16 protein-coding genes are annotated in these 19,107 nt (G+C 31.1%); 15 read left to right on the forward strand and 1 reads right to left on the reverse strand.

Going from position 1 to position 19,107, the window contains the following annotated elements; genetic code table 11:
* Positions 1 to 211 precede the first annotated feature (211 nt).
* Positions 212 to 1,135 carry a hypothetical protein gene (locus KGF45_RS14160; RefSeq protein WP_227842776.1) on the forward strand — a complete coding sequence of 308 codons (924 nt, stop codon included), beginning with the start codon at positions 212 to 214 and terminating at the stop codon, positions 1,133 to 1,135.
* Positions 1,136 to 1,139: 4 nt separating this feature from the next.
* Here the strand turns inward: KGF45_RS14160 and KGF45_RS14165 are convergent, their stop codons facing one another.
* The gene (locus KGF45_RS14165; RefSeq protein WP_227433457.1) at positions 1,140 to 1,346 is read right to left on the reverse strand and encodes a hypothetical protein; all 207 of its coding nucleotides are present in this window, start codon (positions 1,344 to 1,346) and stop codon (positions 1,140 to 1,142) included.
* 134 nt (positions 1,347 to 1,480) lie between these two features.
* Here KGF45_RS14165 and KGF45_RS14170 point away from each other — a divergent pair, with 134 nt between their 5' ends.
* The 14 genes from KGF45_RS14170 (at position 1,481) to acsC (ending at position 19,097) form a co-directional block, all read left to right on the forward strand.
* Positions 1,481 to 3,235 carry a B12-binding domain-containing radical SAM protein gene (locus KGF45_RS14170; protein WP_227829463.1) on the forward strand — a complete coding sequence of 585 codons (1,755 nt, stop codon included), beginning with the start codon at positions 1,481 to 1,483 and terminating at the stop codon, positions 3,233 to 3,235.
* Positions 3,236 to 3,252: 17 nt separating this feature from the next.
* Positions 3,253 to 4,395, forward strand: a complete 1,143-nt coding sequence (locus tag KGF45_RS14175) for a tetratricopeptide repeat protein (RefSeq protein ID WP_227839059.1) — start codon at positions 3,253 to 3,255, stop codon at positions 4,393 to 4,395.
* A 336-nt stretch (positions 4,396 to 4,731) separates the two neighbouring features.
* On the forward strand, positions 4,732 to 5,643 hold the full coding sequence (locus tag KGF45_RS14180) for a bifunctional enoyl-CoA hydratase/phosphate acetyltransferase (RefSeq protein WP_227829465.1): 912 nt from the start codon (positions 4,732 to 4,734) through the stop codon (positions 5,641 to 5,643).
* A gap of 610 nt (positions 5,644 to 6,253) precedes the next feature.
* Positions 6,254 to 8,173: an anaerobic carbon-monoxide dehydrogenase catalytic subunit gene (gene cooS, locus KGF45_RS14185; protein WP_227842777.1), complete on the forward strand. Its 1,920-nt coding sequence runs from the start codon at positions 6,254 to 6,256 to the stop codon at positions 8,171 to 8,173.
* 304 nt (positions 8,174 to 8,477) lie between these two features.
* Positions 8,478 to 9,257 carry an AAA family ATPase gene (locus KGF45_RS14190; protein WP_227433452.1) on the forward strand — a complete coding sequence of 260 codons (780 nt, stop codon included), beginning with the start codon at positions 8,478 to 8,480 and terminating at the stop codon, positions 9,255 to 9,257.
* Between the two features lie 240 nt (positions 9,258 to 9,497).
* Positions 9,498 to 11,174 (forward strand): formate--tetrahydrofolate ligase, encoded by a 1,677-nt coding sequence (locus tag KGF45_RS14195; protein WP_227829467.1) that lies wholly within the window; start codon positions 9,498 to 9,500, stop codon positions 11,172 to 11,174.
* A gap of 84 nt (positions 11,175 to 11,258) precedes the next feature.
* Positions 11,259 to 11,891: a cyclodeaminase/cyclohydrolase family protein gene (locus KGF45_RS14200; protein ID WP_227842778.1), complete on the forward strand. Its 633-nt coding sequence runs from the start codon at positions 11,259 to 11,261 to the stop codon at positions 11,889 to 11,891.
* 91 nt (positions 11,892 to 11,982) lie between these two features.
* Positions 11,983 to 12,855 carry a bifunctional 5,10-methylenetetrahydrofolate dehydrogenase/5,10-methenyltetrahydrofolate cyclohydrolase gene (locus tag KGF45_RS14205; protein ID WP_227842779.1) on the forward strand — a complete coding sequence of 291 codons (873 nt, stop codon included), beginning with the start codon at positions 11,983 to 11,985 and terminating at the stop codon, positions 12,853 to 12,855.
* A gap of 35 nt (positions 12,856 to 12,890) precedes the next feature.
* On the forward strand, positions 12,891 to 13,565 hold the full coding sequence (locus tag KGF45_RS14210; protein WP_227829470.1) for a methylenetetrahydrofolate reductase C-terminal domain-containing protein: 675 nt from the start codon (positions 12,891 to 12,893) through the stop codon (positions 13,563 to 13,565).
* Positions 13,566 to 13,600: 35 nt separating this feature from the next.
* Positions 13,601 to 14,482, forward strand: coding sequence for a methylenetetrahydrofolate reductase (locus KGF45_RS14215; RefSeq protein ID WP_227829471.1), 882 nt, complete (start codon positions 13,601 to 13,603; stop codon positions 14,480 to 14,482).
* 41 nt (positions 14,483 to 14,523) lie between these two features.
* Positions 14,524 to 15,909: a dihydrolipoyl dehydrogenase gene (gene lpdA, locus KGF45_RS14220; RefSeq protein WP_227829472.1), complete on the forward strand. Its 1,386-nt coding sequence runs from the start codon at positions 14,524 to 14,526 to the stop codon at positions 15,907 to 15,909.
* Positions 15,910 to 15,964: 55 nt separating this feature from the next.
* Complete coding sequence (locus tag KGF45_RS14225; protein ID WP_227829473.1) at positions 15,965 to 16,735, forward strand: carbon monoxide dehydrogenase accessory protein CooC; 771 nt, start codon at positions 15,965 to 15,967, stop codon at positions 16,733 to 16,735.
* A 19-nt stretch (positions 16,736 to 16,754) separates the two neighbouring features.
* Positions 16,755 to 17,699, forward strand: a complete 945-nt coding sequence (gene acsD / locus KGF45_RS14230; RefSeq protein WP_227829474.1) for an acetyl-CoA decarbonylase/synthase complex subunit delta — start codon at positions 16,755 to 16,757, stop codon at positions 17,697 to 17,699.
* A gap of 30 nt (positions 17,700 to 17,729) precedes the next feature.
* Complete coding sequence (gene acsC, locus KGF45_RS14235; protein ID WP_227842780.1) at positions 17,730 to 19,097, forward strand: acetyl-CoA decarbonylase/synthase complex subunit gamma; 1,368 nt, start codon at positions 17,730 to 17,732, stop codon at positions 19,095 to 19,097.
* Positions 19,098 to 19,107: the final 10 nt, after the last annotated feature.

Here is a 19,107-nt window from a genome sequence, read left to right on the forward strand (position 1 = left end):
GTACGCAATTTGTATAACTGTAGAATATAGGGATGTCGAAAACTGATGCTTTACATATAAAAAAGTAGTATCGTATAATAATATATAGATAGTAGATTACAATGATTTTTGTACACTACTATCCCCCTATATATGACAGCTTCTTAACGGGCTGTCTCTTTTTTTTTAATAGCAGGATATTTAAATTAAGTTTTTGAGAAAGGATATATTTATGAATGACGTATTAATAAAAAAAGTCTACACATCTTCTTTTAATAATGGAAGTAAGGCTCTTAAAGATTTAATTATAATAAATACAAAATCCTTAATAGATGATAAAACTCAAAGATGTGTATATATAGACGAAAAGAGATTGAAAGATGAACTTATTTACTTTAGATTTTATGGAGAAAAAATAGGTAATGTCAATTTTTTAAATATTTTATTACCATTAATTTTATCAAATACTAATATTCAAAAAAGTGAAGATGAGGTTGTTAAACTAATAAAAAAATATGTGAGTTACTTTAAAAAAGAAGAATCTTTATTTGATTATTTATTAAGTTCTGTAGCGTATAATTCTATCATGCACAATCTTATAAATAACAGTAAAATTGAATATGTCGAATTACTACAAAATATTAAAGACAAGATAATAGGTTTTTCTATACAATTAGACAAGTCTGATATTGTAAAGTTTCAGATGGCAAGGATAAGCACAATACAATTAATTGATAAATATATTGATTTAAAATATGAAGATTATGATGAAGAAAGTATTCTACCAAGTGTTTTAAATATTTTATATGATATTTATATAGAAGACAGAAATGTAGAAAATCAAGGAATTAAAAGCATGAAAAAATCTATATTATCTATTTTAGGTGAAGAGACTGAATTAAACGAAGATAATATAGATTTTATTTTTTCTATGTCAGAATATGTTGTTAAGTTGAGAAAATATAAAATTGGGGTTAAAATGTATAATAAAAAAATAGACCCAAGTGGTCTTATAAGCCTTGAAGAAGGCGATACTACAATAGACCCCATATTTAATCAAATAACAGTTATGTCGAAAACCTTTAGTGATAATATATTAAGCATAAAGATAAATTCTAAATCAGGTATTTATATATTAAAGTTTAAAAAGGTTTAGGTTACTAGAGATTACTGTTTTTTTCTAAGTAATCCAAAAAATCTTTTTCTTTAGTGTCAGTTAAGAAACATAATTCTTTTACTATATTATTTCTAAGGTCGATAAAATCACTAATTTGGGTATTTTCATTAGTGTATTCAAGAGACTTTATAATAAGCAGTAAATCTCTTTTTGATAAAGAGTTGATAGATACTTTTTCAATTAATTCCATAAAAAACTTCCTTTCCTCATATTACTTGAAATTAATAATCTAATTATATAAATGTTATATAGACTTTACATATACTATTTTAACCTATAAGGGGTACAAAAAGCAGTATAATATTAAAAAGAGGTGAGAAATATTTGAAAATTTTATTAACAACGTTGAATTCTAAGTTTATTCATACAAATTTAGCTATAAGATACCTAAAAGAATTTGTAAGGGATTTAATAGAAGTTGACATGAAAGAATATACGATAAACAATGACTTAGATTATATTTTAAAAGATATATACAAAAATGAATATGATATAATTTTATTCTCAACATATATCTGGAATATAGGAGATATAGTTAAACTTTGTGACAATCTAAAAAAAATTAGACCAAATACTAAAATAGCTTTGGGCGGTCCAGAAGTGAGTTATGATAGCTATGAGGCAATGAAAAAATACGATTTTGTAGATTATATACTTTATGGAGAAGGAGAATTAATTTTTAGAGATTTAGTGCTTCATCTTAAAGGAAAGAAAGAAATAAAAAATGTAGACGGATTGGTATATAGACAAGGAAGCGAGATAATAGCAAATAAACCTATGGAACTTCTTCAAAATTTGGACGAGATTCCTAGTCCTTATGAAAATTTAAATCCAAAGGAATATGAAAATAGAATAGTATATTATGAGTCGTCAAGAGGTTGTCCGTTTAATTGTCAATACTGCTTATCTTCTACCATTCCTGGTCTGAGATATTTCAGCTTAGATAGAATAAAAAGGGATTTAAAAGCTTTAATAGATGCAAGAGTCTCACAAATTAAATTTATTGATAGAACTTTTAATGCAAATAAAAAAGTGGCTATGGAAATTATGGATTTTCTTATGAAAAATGATAATGGATATACAACCTATCATTTTGAAGTTACAGCATATTTGATAGATGACAAGATGATTGAGTTTTTGGCTGACTGTAAAGAAGGGCTTTTCCAGTTTGAAATAGGAGTACAGTCAACAAATGAAAAAACACTTGATGCAGTAGGAAGAAGAGATGATTTTAAAAAGTTATCTCATGTTGTGCAGACAGTAGCATCTTATAGAAATATACATCAGCACTTAGACTTAATTGCAGGACTTCCTTATGAGGATTATGAAAGCTTTGAGAACTCATTTAATGATGTATTTAATCTAGGGATAGAACACTTACAATTAGGCTTCTTAAAGATGATTAAGGGTACAGGTATGAGAAAGGTAGCAGATGAGCATGGATTTAAATATAAGGATTATGCTCCATATGAGTTTTTATACAATAATTATATAAGCTATGAAGAAACATTGAAATTAAAGGATATAGAAGATATACTTGAGAGATACTACAATTCTAAAAACTTTGTGTTGTCCATGAGATATATTATAGGCAGATTTTACAAACAAAGTCCTTTTAAATTTTTTGAAACTTTTGCTAAGTACTTTGATGAAAATGGGTATTTTGACTTGGCACAGGGGAAAAATCAATTATACAAAATATTACTGGATTTCTATAATGAAAAAATAAATATAGACAATGATGTATTTAATGATATATTAAAATATGACTATATTTCGCTAGGTAAGACATCAAATATACCACAGTTTTTTAATAAGTTAGATGTGGATGACTTTAAGAATAGATGTCATGTATTTTTACAAGATAATGATAACTTATCAACATATCTACCTAATTTTGTTGATAAACCAGCAAAACATATAATAAAATATGTTCATTTTGAACCGTTTAAATTTAATATTGTGGATTTAAAAAATAATATAAATACAGAAATAAGAGAAGAAGAAAACATAGTCTTATTTGAATACGATGATAAAAAAATATTTGAGAAATCTAAAACTCATAAAGTAGAAATTTAAGTATTTAGGAGGAAAAAATGGATTTTAAAATAGAAAAATATTTGCTAAAGAAGGCAGAAGAACTAGCTTTTATAACTATAAAGCATGGTGGAGAATTTAAATTAAAGAGTTATGATGTGCCAAAAGGTGGACTAGATGTACCTATAAAAAATGAGGTGCTAGTAAAAGGAATAAAAGAAAAAACTGCTCAAGATAAGTTAAACTCAATGTCTATAGCAGATGCAATGATATATATAATTGGTATAGATAGTAAATTTAAAAACAATGGAGAATATGAAAAGTTTTTAGATGCTTTGGCTAAGGATATTAACTTAGATTTAAAAGCATATATGGGATACATGTCTAGAAAGTACTTTGAGATTGGTGAACATACAGATTCTTTAATATATATAAAAGCATTTATAACTATGTATCCAGATGATTTAGATGCAATGTATAATTATGCAATTGTGTGCCAAGAGATAGCAAAACAATATCAAAAAGACCTAGATGATAAGGCTATGAATGCATTTTTACTTGAAGCGATGGCCAAACTTGAAAAGATAATAGATATTGATAGTGATTTTGCATTAGGTTATTATCATTTAGGTTATCATTATTATAATCAAGGTCAATATTTAAAGACTAAACTGACATGGGAAGATGCATTAAGATTAGGTCTAGATGCTGACTTAGTGGCTGAAATACAAGAAAATTTAGGAAAGATGGATTTTAAAGTACAGTATGAAGAAGGATATACACTTATATTCCATGGTAAGTTCAAAGAAGGATTAGAAAAACTACTGCCATTAGAAGAAGAACATATGGATTGGTGGAATTTACTGTTTATGATAGGACTAGGATATAAGGGTATGGGCGAAATAGAGCAGGCTAAAATGTATTTTGAGAAGATATTAGTAATAAAACCTAAGCAAGTAGATGCTATAGTTGAATTAGGGCTTTGTGAAGCTTCTAAAAATAATTTAGATAAAGCCATAGAGTATTTTGAGCAAGCTGCCAAGATAAAAGAAGACCCAGAAATTCTTTGTAATTTAGGTATGGCTTACTTAAACAATGGTGATATTGATGATGCAACTTACTATATAGAAAGAGCTTATGAATTAAATCCACAGGATGAGATTACGATTGCTTGTTTAAGAGAGCTTGGTATAAACAAGTAAGAATGTTGTTAAACTGTATTAGATTCTATTAGGTTTTATTTTATTAGGTTGGATTTGATGTTAGTGAGTTTTATTTGATGTTATTAAATTTTATTAATTAAGAGTGGTAGAACATTTATTATGTTGTACCACTTTTTTATTTACTTCGTTTGGGAGCTTTTTACCTTTATTTACTCTTTGTAATATTATATTTCATAAATATCTTGAACTTGTAATAATTAAATATTAAAGCAGATTTTAGTTATACAAATTTTTTAGAACATAAAAAATAAATTGAGAAAAGATATATCAAATATGGTATTATTTAGTTAAATATATATAAGGGAGGGGTTACTTTTGATAAAGAAATTAGATGATATTTTAGAGCAGCTTAAAGGAGGAGAAAAAATAGTACTTTCTGTAGCAGCAGCTCACGACAAAGAAGTTTTAATGGCGATAAAGGATGCTGTAGAAAGAAATATAATTACTCCTATATTAGTTGGAAATGAAGGAAAGATAAGAGAAATATCAAAAGAAATAGAATTTGATTTGGGTGGAATTAAAATTATTGACAAGGATGATATTAAAGACTGTGCTGAAATAGCAGTTAAATTAGTATCAAGTAAAGAAGCTGATTTTGTAATGAAAGGCTTATTAGATACATCTGTTATATTAAAAGAAGTGTTAAATAAAGATTATGGTCTTAGAACTGATAGTTTATTAAGCCATGTTATGGTATATGAGTTAGAAAAATACCATAAGCTGTTGATAACTACAGATGGAGGAATGAATATAGCTCCTGACTATGAACAAAAGGCAAAAATATTAAAAAATTCTATAAAAGCAGCAAAATCTTTAGGTATGGAAACTGTAAAAGTTGCATGCTTAGCAGCTAAGGAAAAAGTAAATCCTAAAATGCAAGCTACTGTAGATGCAGATATGTTAGCAAAAGCTTGTCAAGCAGGAGAATTTGGAGATAATGTAATTGTAGAAGGTCCTTTAGCTTTTGACTTAGCAGTTTCAAAAGAAGCTAGCGAGATAAAAGGATTTAAGAGTGAAGTATCTGGAGATGTAGATATTATATTGGTTCCAACAATAGAAGTTGGTAATGGAATAGGAAAAGCCTTTACATATATGGCAGATTCTAAATCAGCAGGTATAATTATGGGTGCAAAAGCTCCTATAGTTTTAGTATCAAGAGCTGATTCACATGAATCTAAATTATACTCTATTGCATATGGAGCTATTGTAGCGAAAAGTATGAAATAAAAACATTAAGTGTGTAAAATAGATGCATTAAAAGATAAAAAGTAGTCATAATATCTGAATTAATGCAATATTAAAAAAATTTTATATAAAAAATAATTATAGCTTCAAATGAATATATACAAATGTTCAATTTGAAGCTATAATTAATATTAAAGTAGGAAAAATAAAAAAATTCAAAAAATTAGTCCAAAAAATGCTATTCTAAGAAGTTTTTACTAATTATGGTATAGGGAGTAAAAATCTGTAACAAGTCCAAAAAAGTAGTGAGAAATAACAAACACACAAATAAGATGTAATATCAAAAAATTGACTAGAAATAATTCAAAATTGATTTTAAAAAATCAAAACATAATTTAATTAAACTAAAGTATCAAAAAAGTAGGCTTAAGTATTAAAAAATAGCCAAAAATAAGCAGTTAAATTAACTTAAATTAGGCATTAAAAATAAAATTTTTATGTATTATCTAATTTTGTTAAAAAAATATTTAAATCTAAAGCAAAGTGCTGAAAATTAGTATATAATCAACTTAGAAAGCATTTATTTTATTATTTTATGACATGAAGTCAGTCACCTGGGGGATTTTAAAAATCAAAAAAAGGGGATAGGAATATGGATGAAAAAATGTTAACAATTGATTTAAACAGCCAGAAGATGATAGCAAAAGCTAGAGAAGAAGGCGTAGAAACAATGTATGATAGAAAAGCAGGCTTTAAAGCACAATGTGGTTTTGGTCTTCAAGGGGTTTGCTGTAGAATATGTGGAATGGGACCATGTAGAATAAGTCCTAAAACTCCAAGAGGGTTATGTGGAGCAGATGAGCATACTATAGTAGGTAGAAACTTTGCAAGAATGGTTGCTGGTGGGACAGCTGCCCATTCAGACCATGCTAGAGATATAGCACATACATTAGCATTAGCTGATCCAAATGGAAACTATAAAATAAGAGACGAAGCTAAGTTAATTAATTTAGCTAAAGAATGGGATGTAGAAACAGAAGGTAGAGATATCTATGATGTAGCACATGAAGTGGCAGAAATTGCATTAATGGAATTTGGTAAACCTTTTGGGACATTAAGATTTATAAAAAATGCACCAGAACCAAGACAAAAAATATGGAAAGAATATGCTATAGAACCAAGAGCTATAGATAGAGAAATTGCAACAATAATGCACTCTACTCATATAGGATGTACTGGTGATATAGATAGTTTAATACACATGAGTCTAAGAACTTCTATGGCTGATGGTTGGGGTGGTTCTATGATAGGTACTCGTCTAAGCGATATCTTATTTGGAACTCCAGTACCAAGAAGAACAGAAGCTAACTTAGCAGTATTAGAAGAAAATAAAGTTAATATAATATTACATGGACATGAGCCAGCATTATCAGAAATGATAGTTTTAGCTTCAGAAGAACCAGACTTAGTAGCTTTAGCTAAAGAAGTTGGAGCAGATGGAATAAACTTAGCTGGTATGTGTTGTACAGGTAATGAAATCACAATGAGACATGGTGTAAGAATAGCAGGAGACTTCCACCAACAAGAACTTGCAATAGTAACTGGAGCAGTTGAAGCTGTAATAGTTGACGTTCAATGTATATTCCCTGCACTAGCTAGAGTAGCAGATTGTTACCATACTAAATTTGTAACAACTTCTCCAAAAGCTAAAATAACAGGTTCAACTTATATTGAATTCAGAGAAGAACAAGCTCTTGATGATGCTAAATCAATAGTTAAAGAAGCAATCTTAAACTTTAAAAATAGAGATAAATCAAAAGTACTTATACCTGAATTAAAATCAGGGGCAACAGTTGGGTATAGTGTAGAAGCAGTAGTAAATCAATTAGACAGAGTTGTAAACTCTCATATAGACCCAGCAGGAACAGTTAAGCCATTAACAGACTGTTTAAAATCTGGAGTATTAAGAGGAGCAGCTGGTGTAGTTGGATGTAACAACGCTAAAGGAGTTTCAAATGAAGCTCATGTAACAATAATGAAAGAGTTAATTAAAAACGACATAATAGTAGTTACTACAGGATGTGGTGCTTCAGCAGCAGCAAAATTTGGTTTAATGGAAACTGATGCAGCAGAAAAATATGCAGGTAAAGGTCTTGCAACTGTCTGTAAATTAGTAGGAATCCCACCAGTACTACATATGGGTTCTTGCGTTGATATAAGCCGTATATTAGATTTAGTTGGAGCAGCAGCTAAATACTTAGATATGGATATGTGTGACCTTCCAGTTGTAGGTATAGCTCCAGAGTGGATGTCAGAAAAAGCAGTTGCTATAGGATGTTATGTTGTAGCTTCTGGTATAGACACTTATCTAGGAATAATGCCTCCAATAGCTGGTTCTTCAAGAGCAGTAGATATATTAACTAGCGAATTAAAAGATAAAGTTGGTGCAACATTTACTGTAAATACAAATCCAAAAGAGTTAGCAGCTACAATAATAGAAGATATAGAAAAGAAACGTGTTCACTTCGAAGCATTAGTTGAAGAAAAAATGGGCGTTGAAGCAGAAGCTTAGAAAATGGCTAGAGGCTTAGAAAAAACGATTTTATATCTAAATGAAGATTTTATGGTTGAATAAAGTCAAATATTAAAGAAAATAATATCGAAATACAATGAATATACTGAATAAATAAAATATAAACAATATAATGAAGAATACTAAAACTATACATGCTGCTTTGAAAAGCTAGTAGGGTAAATGTAATTGGTTCCTGTAAGGACTAGCTGTAGTTTATTTTTAGTGTTTAAAAAATAGATAACTACACTAAAAAATAAATAAATAAAATAAAAAGCAAATAGTAATAAAGGTGGTAGGGATTATGAAGATAGCAATAACAGGTAAAGGTGGAGTAGGTAAAACGACTTTTTCTTCAATGCTCTCTAGAATGTTTGCTGAAGACGGATACAGAGTTGTTGCTGTTGATGCCGACCCTGATGCTAATTTAGCTTTAGCACTAGGTTTTCCAAAAGAAGTATATGAATCAATAGTACCTATATCAGAAATGAAAAAATTAGTTTCAGATAGAACAGCAGCTTCTGTAGGTTCATTTGGAAAAATGTTTAAGATGAATCCTAAAGTAGACGATATACCTGAAAATTTCTGTAAAGAATACAATGGAGTGAGATTACTTACATTAGGGACAGTAGATTCTGGTGGTACTGGATGTGTATGTCCAGAGCATGTTCTTTTAAAAAGACTCTGTTCTCATTTAATACTACAAAATAAAGATGTAGTTGTTATGGATATGGAAGCTGGAATTGAACACTTAGGAAGAGGAACAGCTCAAGGTGTAGATGCTTTTATAGTAGTTGTAGAGCCAGGTGAAAGAAGTCTACAAACCTATAGAAAAGTTAAAAAACTTGGTCATGATATAGGCGTAAATAAGGTATTTGTTGTAGGTAACAAAATCAGAAATAAAGAAGATGAAGAATTTATAATACAAAACTTAGAAGATGGCGAATCTTTAGGATTTATCTATTACAATCAAGATGTTATAGATTCTGATAGAGCTAATCAATCTCCATATGATTCTAGTGAAACAACAAAAGCACAAATTAAAGAAATAAAAGAAAAATTAATGTCACTTAAAGATAAATAGAAATTTTGATTTATAATTGGTTTGTTGGTTAAAGGTAATAAATAGGTATTAGATAGGTAATGAATGATTAATTAGATAAATGACTAGCTATTAAGTAAAGATATTTTAATGGCTTAGTAGCTAGTTTTTAAGCAATTTTACATGTATAATTATCTTATAAAATATAATTTTTACATATTAATACAATTTATACAAAAATTATATTTTAAATCTATTTAGGTTGTGGGAGGAGATTCAGTTATGGGATTTAAATCTGACATTGAAATAGCTCAAGAAGCTAAGCCTCAAGATATTAGAGAGGTTGCAAAAAAATTAGGACTAGGTGAAGAAGATGTAGAACTATATGGTAAATACAAAGCCAAAGTTGACTACAATCTACTAAAAAGAGAAACTGGGAAAAAAGCTAAGTTAATATTAACTACAGCTATAAACCCAACTCCAGCAGGTGAAGGAAAAACTACTACTACTATCGGTGTTGCTGATGCATTTGCAAAATTAGATAAAAATGTATTAGTTGCTTTAAGAGAACCATCTCTAGGACCAGTATTTGGTGTTAAAGGTGGGGCAGCTGGTGGAGGATATGCACAAGTTGTTCCTATGGAAGATATAAACTTACACTTCACTGGAGATTTTCATGCTATAGGAGCTGCTAATAACCTTTTAGCTGCTATGCTTGACAATCATATTCACCAAGGAAATGAACTTAGAATAGACCCTAAGAAAATAACTTGGAGAAGATGTGTAGACATGAACGATAGACAACTTAGAAATATCGTTGATGGTATGGGTAAAAAAGGTGATGGAGCAGTTAGACAAGATGGATTTGATATAACTGTTGCTTCTGAAATAATGGCAGCTTTCTGTTTGGCAAGTGATATAGCTGACTTAAAAGAAAGATTAGGAAACATAATAGTTGGATATAGCTACGAAGGTGCACCTGTAACAGCTAGACAATTAAAAGCTAATGGTGCTATGGCTGCATTATTAAAAGATGCTTTAAAACCAAACCTAGTTCAAACTCTTGAAGGAACACCATCATTTGTACATGGTGGACCATTTGCAAATATAGCTCATGGATGTAACTCTGTTATAGCTACAAGAATGGCTATGCACTTTGCAGATTATGTAATAACTGAGGCTGGTTTCGGTGCTGACCTTGGAGCAGAAAAATTCTTAGATATAAAATGTAGAATGGCAAACTTAAAACCAGATGCTGTTATAATAGTTGCTACTGTAAGAGCATTAAAATACAATGGCGGAGTTGCTAAAACAGATTTAAATGAAGAAAATCTAGAAGCTCTTGAAAAAGGACTTCCAAACTTATTAAAACATGTTGAAAACATAACTCAAGTATATGGATTACCAGCAGTTGTTGCAATAAACAGATTCCCACTTGATACTGAAGCTGAACTTAAACTTGTTGAAGACAAGTGTAAAGAATTAGGCGTTAATGTTGCTCTTTCTGAAGTATGGGCAAAAGGTGGAGAAGGTGGAATCGCAGTAGCTAAAGAAGTTTTAAGATTATTAGATGAAGAAGAAAATAATTTTAGATTCTGCTATGAAGATGATTTATCTATAAAAGATAAGATAAATGCTATAGCTACTAAGATTTATGGAGCAGATGGTGTAGATTATACTCCAGAAGCTGATAAAGAAATAGCTAACTTAGAAAAACTTGGATTTACTAAAGTTCCAGTATGTATGGCTAAAACTCAATATTCTTTAACTGATGACCAAACTAAATTAGGTAGACCAACAGGATTTAGAATAACTGTAAGACAAGCATCAATTTCAGCAGGGGCTGGATTTATAGTTGCACTTACTGGAGAAATAATGAAAATGCCAGGATTACCAAAAGTTCCAGCAGCAGAAAAAATAGATGTTGATGAAAACGGAGTAATAGCTGGATTATTCTAAGTGTATTAATTTATAAATAAAGAGTAGGAAATATCTCTAAGATAATTTGAGATATTTTCCTACATCCTTTTAAGGAGGATTATCATGAAAATAGCAGATAAAACTTGTGTTGATTTTGTAGAAGTACTATCTTCTAAAGAAGCAGTACCAGGTGGCGGGGGGGCTGCCGCACTAGTTGGTGCAATTGGTATGGCTTTAGGGAGTATGGTATGTAATCTTACAATAGGAAAGAAAAAGTATGCTGAGTATGAAGAAAGTGTAAAAGATATATTAAGTAAAGCAGGAAAATTAGAAAAAGATTTATTAAAAATGATAGATGATGATGCAGAATGTTTCTTACCATTATCAAAAGCTTATGGGCTTCCTAAAGAAACAGAAGAAGAAAAAAGAATAAAAGCAGAAACAATGGAAAAAGCACTAAAAGTTGCTTGTGAAGTGCCATTAAATATAGTAAGAGTTTGTTATGAAGCTATTAAGTTACATGAAGATTTAGTTGATAAAGGTTCAAGACTTGCTATAAGCGATGTTGGTGTAGGGGTTCAATGTTTAAGAGCTGCTATACTTGGAGGACAATTAAATGTAGTTATAAATATAAATTCTATACAAGATCAAGAATATGTTAGTAAAGTAAAAACAGAAGTAGATAAATTGGTTAAAGATGGCGTTAAAACTTGTGATGAAGTTTATGCTAAAGTTGAAAAAGCTCTTGGAAAATAATTTTTAAATGACGAAAGTAAATACTATGTTATTAATATGTGGTATATAGAATAAATTAATTTAAGTTTGCTTGTAGGGGAGTTGTGAATATATGGAAGTAATGTCAACTAAAGGACAGATTATAAAAGGAAAACCTGTAGCTGATAAGATTAGTGAAGACTTAATAAAAGAAGTCGAGTTACTAGTTAAAGAAGGTATAAATCCTAAGCTAACAATAGTTAGAGTTGGAGCAAGAAGCGATGATTTATCATATGAAAGAGGAGCACTAAAAAGATGTCAAAACATTGGTATAACAACTGAAGTGTTGGAATTAGATGAAAATATAACTCAAGAAGAATATATTGATGTTTTAAAGAAAGCTAATGATGACAAGGATGTTAATGGTATATTATGTTTTAGACCACTTCCAAAACACTTAAATGAAGAAGTTATAAAATATGTCATTGCACCAGAAAAAGATGTAGATTGTTTTAGTCCAATAAACTCTGCTAAAGTCATGGAAGGTGATAAGAGTGGATTCCCACCATGTACTCCTACAGCAGTAGTAGAAATATTAAAACATTATAATGTTGATTTAAAAGGAAGTAAGGTAACAGTTCTTGGAAGATCAATGGTAGTTGGGAAGCCAGTATCAATGCTTTTATTAAGTGAACATGCAACTGTTACAATATGCCATTCAAAGACTAAAAACTTATCAGATGTAGCTGCGGAAGCAGACGTATTGATAGCAGCTATTGGTAGAGCTAAGATGGTAGATGAAAGTTTTGTGAAAGATGGAGCAGTAGTTATAGACGTTGGTATAAATGTTGATGAAGAAGGAAATTTATGTGGAGATGTTGATACAAATGCAGTTTTAAATAAAGTATCGATGATAACTCCAGTTCCAGCGGGGGTTGGTTCAGTTACAACATCTATACTTGCAAAACACGTAGTTAAAGCTTGTAAGTTGCAAAACAATAAATAGATAGATATTGTGGAAGGTTTAGGGGGGAAGTAGATATGATAATTTCTGAAAATAAACCATTGGAAGAAGTGCTAGGGTACTTAAAGAATTTTGACAAGCTAGTTTTAGTTGGTTGTAATCAATGTGCAGCGACTTGTAAGAGTGGTGGAGAAGAAGAAGTTCTAAAAATGAAGGAAACTCTTGAAGGTGAAGGCAAAAAAATCTTAGGATATGTAATGCTTGATCCTGCTTGTAACCTTTTAAAGTCTAAAAAGGACTTAAAGGCTCTAAAAGAAGAAACTAAAGAAGCTGATGCAGTTTTATCTTTAGCATGTGGAGATGGAACACAAACAATAGTTAAAAACCTAAAAAATAAACCAGTTTATCCAGCTAACAACACTTTGTTTATAGGGGAAGTACAAAGGGTTGGAGAATATGAAGAAGCTTGTAAAGCTTGTGGAGACTGTGAACTTGGTTGGACAGGTGGAATATGTCCAGTAACTATGTGTGCTAAAGGTCTTATGAATGGGGCTTGTGGTGGAGCTAAAAATGGTAAATGTGAAGTAAATCCAGAAAATGATTGTGCTTGGATAAAAATATATGAAAGATTGGAATCTATAGGGCAATTAGAGAATTTAGCAGAAATAAGACCACCAAAAGACTATTCTAAGCAAAATAATCCAAGAAGCTTAAGTGCAAAGAAAAAGAAAGAAGCAACAGCGAATTCATAAAAGTTTTTTTTAGAAGGTTAAAAGGGGGATTAGAGATGAGCTTATTAAGAGAAACACTAGAGAGTGGAAAATTTGCAGTTACTACTGAGATGGCTCCTCCAAAAGGGACTGACCTTTCACATTTAATTGAATGTGCGAAGCCGTTAGTTGGAAGAGTTCACGCAGCAAATGTAACAGACTTTCAATCAGCAGTTATGAGAGCAACTTCTCTTGCTACATGTAAATTACTAAAAGATGCTGGATTAGAGCCAGTGATTCAAATAACGGGGAGAGATAGAAATAGGATAGCTATACAAGGAGAAATGTTGTCAGCAGGTGTATTTGGAATAAACAGCTTGTTGGCATTAACAGGAGACCATACTAGCGTAGGAGACCATCCACAGGCTAAAGGAGTATTTGATTTAGACTCTGTAGGGATACTTCAAACTGCTGAAACTCTAATGGCAGGTACGGATATGGCTGGTAATAAATTAAAAGGTTCTCCAGATTTTTATCTAGGAGCATCAGTAACTCCAGAATATTCTCCAATAGAAGTTCAATTATTAAAAATGCAAAAGAAAATAAAAGCTGGAGCTAAATTTTTCCAAACTCAAGCACTTTATGACATAAATACAATGAGAAAGTTTAGAGAACTAACAAGGGATATGGATTGTAAGGTATTAGCAGGAATAGTACCTTTAAAATCTCCAGGAATGGCTAAATTTATGACTGCAAATGTACCAGGAATATTTGTGCCAGATGAACAAATCGAAAGATTAAGAGCAGCTGGAAAAGAAAACTGGGTAAGTGAGGGAATAAAAATGGCAGGAGAACTTATCAAACAATTAAAAGAAGAAGATTTATGTGATGGTGTTCATATAATGGCAATTGGGGCAGAAGAAAATATACCTGCTATACTAGATGCCGCAGGTTTATAGTATTACAAGATTGTAGATTATAAGGTTTGGGGGAATTAAGGATGAAAATAGTAGTAGTAGGTGGTGGACCAGGAGGATATGTAGCAGCTATAAAAGCTTCTATGCTTGGTGCAGAGGTAACAGTTATTGAAAAAAGAAGAGTTGGAGGAACTTGCTTAAATGCAGGATGTATACCAACTAAAGCACTTCTTGCTTCTTCAGGGGTATTAAATACTGTGAGGGAAGCAAAGGATTTTGGTATAGAGATAGATGGTACAGTTACACCAAATTTCACTGCTATAATGGAAAGAAAAAATAAAGTTGTAAATCAATTAATAAGTGGTATAGAATTCCTATTTGAAAAAAGAGGCGTAAAACTAGTTAATGGTTTTGGAAAATTGATTGATAAAAATACTATAGAAGTAACAAAAGATGATGGAACAGTAGAATCTATAAAAGCGGATAAGATAATACTAGCTAATGGTTCTGTTCCAGTTGTACCAAGAATGTTCCCATATGATGGAAAAATTGTAATAACTAGTGATGAAGTTCTTGGACTTGAAGATATACCTGAGTCTATGTTAATAGTAGGTGGTGGAGTTATAGGATGTGAAATAGGGCAATTCTTTAGAGCCTTAGGAACAGAAGTAACTATAGTTGAAATGGTTGACCAGATACTATTAAATGAAGATAAAGATGTAGCTAAACAACTACTTAGACAATTTAAGAAAGATAAGATTAAAGTTATTACAGGTATTGGAGTACAAACTTGTGAAGTAGTTGATGGTAAAGCTGTTGCAACTCTTTCTAATGGAAAGGTTATAGAAGCACAATATGCATTAGTATGTGTTGGTAGAAGACCTAACCTTGATAATTCTGGAGTAGAAGATATAGGAATTGAAATGGAAAGAGGAAAAGTAGTAGTTAATGAGCATCTTGAAACTAATGTAGAAGGTATATATGCAATAGGTGATATAATAGATACTCCTTTCTTAGCACATGTTGCTTCTAAAGAAGGTATTGTTGCAGTTGAAAATGCTTTAGGAAAAACTAAAGTAGTAGATTATAGAGCAATTCCAAGATGTGTTTATACTGAACCTGAAGTTGCTGGTGTTGGTAAAACTGAAAAACAACTTGAAGCTGAAGGTGTAGAATACAATGTAGGTCAATTTGATTTTAGAGGACTTGGAAAAGCACAGGCTATAGGACATTTCCAAGGATTTGTAAAAATAATAGCTGATAAAGAAACAGATAAAATAATAGGTGCAGCAGTAGTAGGTCCTCATGCTACAGATTTATTAACAGAGTTATCACTTGCTGTTCATCTAGGATTAACTGTAGAACAAGTAGGGGATGCAATACATCCACATCCAAGTTTATCTGAAGGACTAATGGAAGCACTTCATGATGTACATGGAGAATGTGTTCATTCTGTACCTAAATTATAATAAGTAAACAGAGTACATAAGGCTCTGTGGCTAGATTTAAGGGGGAAGTCTTAAAATGGGATACAATATAGCTGTTGCAGGAAAAGGTGGAACTGGTAAAACAAGTCTCACAGGGCTTTTGATTGATTATTTGGTTAAGGACAATAAGGGACCAGTATTGGTTGTAGATGCTGATGCTAATGCTAACATAAATGAAGTATTAGGTATTGAAGTTGAAGCAACAATAGGAGAAATAAGAGAAGAAGTAAATCAAAGAGAAAAGTTAGGCAATGCATTCCCAGGTGGTATGACAAAAGCACAATATCTACAATTTAGATTAAATTCTATAATTGAAGAAGGCGAAGGATATGACTTATTAGTAATGGGGAGATCAGAAGGGGAAGGATGTTACTGTTTTGTAAATGGGATACTTAGAGAACAAGTAAACAAAATATCTGGTCACTACAAATACTTAGTCATGGACAACGAAGCTGGTATGGAACATCTAAGCAGAAAAGTTACTAGACATGTTGATACGCTTTTATTGGTTAGTGATTGCTCAAGACGTAGCATACAAGCTGTTGCTAGAATAAGAGATTTAGCTGAGGAACTAAAATTAAATGTTGGAAGAATACTTCTAATTGTAAATAAGGTTCCAAATGGGGTTATGAATGATGGTGTTAAAGAGGAAATAGAAAAACATAACCTAGAGCTAATCGGTGTTGTACCTATGGATGAATTGATATATGAATATGATTCTACAGGTATTCCTTTAGTTGATTTACCTGAAGATTCAAAATCTAAAGTAGCTATGAAAGAAATTTTTGCTAAATTAGAATTAAAATAGGCTTAAGGGGGAAAAAAATATGGCATTTAAAATGTCTACTCAAAAATATTCTGGAAAAATATCAGAAGTTGAAGTAGGAATAGGGGAAAAAGCAATTAAATTAGGTGGGGAAAATGTATTACCTTTTTATAGTTTTGATGGAGAAGTAGGGAATACTCCAAAAATAGGTATACAAATATCAGACGTTTATCCTGAAAGCTGGACTGATTCATATAAAGAGTTATACAAAGATGTAGCTAATTGTCCAGTAGAATGGGCTAAATATGTTGAAGCTAATACACAAGCAGATTTTATTTGTTTAAAATTTGATGGTTCTGACCCAAATGGATTAGATAAATCAGTTGATGACTGTGCTGAAGTGGCTAAAGCAGTAGTTGAAGCAATAACATTGCCTTTAGTAGTAGCTGGTTCAGGAAATCATGAAAAAGATGGTAAACTGTTTGAAAAATTAGCTCAAACATTGGATGGTCATAACTGTCTATTTATGTCAGCAGTAGAAGATAACTACAAAGGAGTAGGAGCATCAGCTGGAATGGCTTATTCACACAAAGTTGGAGCAGAATCTTCTGTTGATATAAACCTAGCAAAACAATTAAACGTACTGTTAACTCAATTAGGCGTTAAAGGTGAAAATATAGTTATGAATGTTGGATGTTCAGCAGTTGGTTATGGATATGAATATGTTGCATCTACTATGGATAGAATTAGACTTGCAGCATTTGGTCAAAATGATAAGACATTACAAATGCCTATCATAACACCAGTAGCTTTCGAAGTAGGTCATGTTAAAGAAGCTATAGCTCCAGTGGAAGATGAGCCAGATTGGGGTTGTCCAGAAGAAAGAACTATAGCAATGGAAGTTTCAACTGCAGCAAGTGTTTTAGTAGGTGGTTCAAACGCAGTTATACTTCGTCATCCAAAATCAATAGAAACTATAAAAGAATTGGTTAACGCATTAGCTTAATTAAATTGTTAAGGTTAGGGGGAGAAAATAATGGCATTAAAAGCTTTAGATATATTTAAATTAACACCAAAGAAAAACTGTAAGGATTGTGGATTCCCAACTTGTATGGCTTTCTCTATGAAGGTTGCTTCAGGAGCTGTAGAAGTAGGTAAATGCCCACATATGTCTGATGACGCTATAGCGAAACTATCAGAAGCTACTGCACCTTTAATGAAAGCATTAAAAGTTGGTGCTGGAGCATCTGAATATGAACTAGGTGGGGAAACAGTATTATTTAGACATGAAAAAACATTAGTAAGTAGAAATAGATATGCAGTTTCATTCTGTACTTGTATGAGTGATGAAGCAGTAGACGCTAAAATAGCTAACATGAAAAAAGTTGACTATATAAGAATTGGTGAACAAATGAAAGTTGAAATGGTTGTTTTAGAATACTGTGGAGACAAAGATGCATATTTAAAACTAATAGACAAAATAAAAGGTAGTGGATTAGAAGTAGCTTATATTTTAGCTTGTGATGATGCACAAGCAGTAAAAGAAGCTGTTGAAGTATTAAAAGATGCTAGACCAATGGTATATGGAGCAACTAAAGATAACTACAAAGATATGATAGAAGTAGTTAAAGGAGCAAACTTACCATTAGGAGTAAAAGCCGCTAGCTTAGAAGAATTATATGAAACAGTTGAATTAGTTCAATCTGCTGGATATAAAGAATTAGTATTAGATGTAACTGGAGAAAATATAAAAGATACTTACACTAATGCTGTGCAAGTTAGAAGAATAGCTTTAAAAGAACAAGATAGAACATTTGGATATCCTTCAATAGTATTTGCAAATAGATTATCTAACTCAAATCCTATGATGGAAATTGCTTTATCATCAATATTTACTATAAAATATGGTTCTATAATAGTAATAGATGATATTAGTTATGCTAAAGCATTACCATTATTTGCATTAAGACAAAATATATACACTGACCCACAAAGACCAATGAGAGTTGAACCAAAGATTTACCCAATTAATAACCCAGATGAAAATTCTCCAGTATTAGTTACTGTTGACTTTGCATTAACTTATTTCATAGTTGCTGGAGATATAGAAAGATCAAAAGTTCCAGTATGGTTAGTAATACCAGATGCAGGTGGATATTCAGTTCTTACATCTTGGGCTGCTGGTAAATTTGGTGGAAATTCAATATCTGCTTTCATTAAAGAAAGTAAAGTAGATGAAGTAACTAATTGTAAAGACATTATTATTCCAGGAAAAGTTGCAGTACTTAAAGGTGATATAGAAGATAACTTACCAGGATGGAATGTAGTTATAGGACCAGAAGAATCTATGGAATTACCTAAGTTCTTAAAAGGATACCAAGAAAAAGCATGCCAAACAAACTAATAAAATATTA

Source organism: Clostridioides sp. ZZV14-6154, from assembly GCF_020657785.1.
In the GTDB taxonomy this organism is placed as follows: Bacteria; Bacillota; Clostridia; order Peptostreptococcales; family Peptostreptococcaceae; genus Clostridioides.

Coding starts and splice junctions, on each gene's coding strand:
- acsD (WP_227829474.1), top strand. CDS start 16,755: ATGGCATTTAAAATGTCTACTCAAAAATATTCTGGAAAAATATCAGAA.
- KGF45_RS14200 (WP_227842778.1), top strand. CDS start 11,259: ATGAAAATAGCAGATAAAACTTGTGTTGATTTTGTAGAAGTACTATCT.
- KGF45_RS14160 (WP_227842776.1), top strand. CDS start 212: ATGAATGACGTATTAATAAAAAAAGTCTACACATCTTCTTTTAATAAT.
- KGF45_RS14225 (WP_227829473.1), top strand. CDS start 15,965: ATGGGATACAATATAGCTGTTGCAGGAAAAGGTGGAACTGGTAAAACA.
- KGF45_RS14215 (WP_227829471.1), top strand. CDS start 13,601: ATGAGCTTATTAAGAGAAACACTAGAGAGTGGAAAATTTGCAGTTACT.
- cooS (WP_227842777.1), top strand. CDS start 6,254: ATGGATGAAAAAATGTTAACAATTGATTTAAACAGCCAGAAGATGATA.
- KGF45_RS14175 (WP_227839059.1), top strand. CDS start 3,253: ATGGATTTTAAAATAGAAAAATATTTGCTAAAGAAGGCAGAAGAACTA.
- KGF45_RS14165 (WP_227433457.1), bottom strand. CDS start 1,346: ATGGAATTAATTGAAAAAGTATCTATCAACTCTTTATCAAAAAGAGAT.
- acsC (WP_227842780.1), top strand. CDS start 17,730: ATGGCATTAAAAGCTTTAGATATATTTAAATTAACACCAAAGAAAAAC.
- KGF45_RS14205 (WP_227842779.1), top strand. CDS start 11,983: ATGGAAGTAATGTCAACTAAAGGACAGATTATAAAAGGAAAACCTGTA.
- KGF45_RS14210 (WP_227829470.1), top strand. CDS start 12,891: ATGATAATTTCTGAAAATAAACCATTGGAAGAAGTGCTAGGGTACTTA.
- KGF45_RS14190 (WP_227433452.1), top strand. CDS start 8,478: ATGAAGATAGCAATAACAGGTAAAGGTGGAGTAGGTAAAACGACTTTT.
- lpdA (WP_227829472.1), top strand. CDS start 14,524: ATGAAAATAGTAGTAGTAGGTGGTGGACCAGGAGGATATGTAGCAGCT.
- KGF45_RS14195 (WP_227829467.1), top strand. CDS start 9,498: ATGGGATTTAAATCTGACATTGAAATAGCTCAAGAAGCTAAGCCTCAA.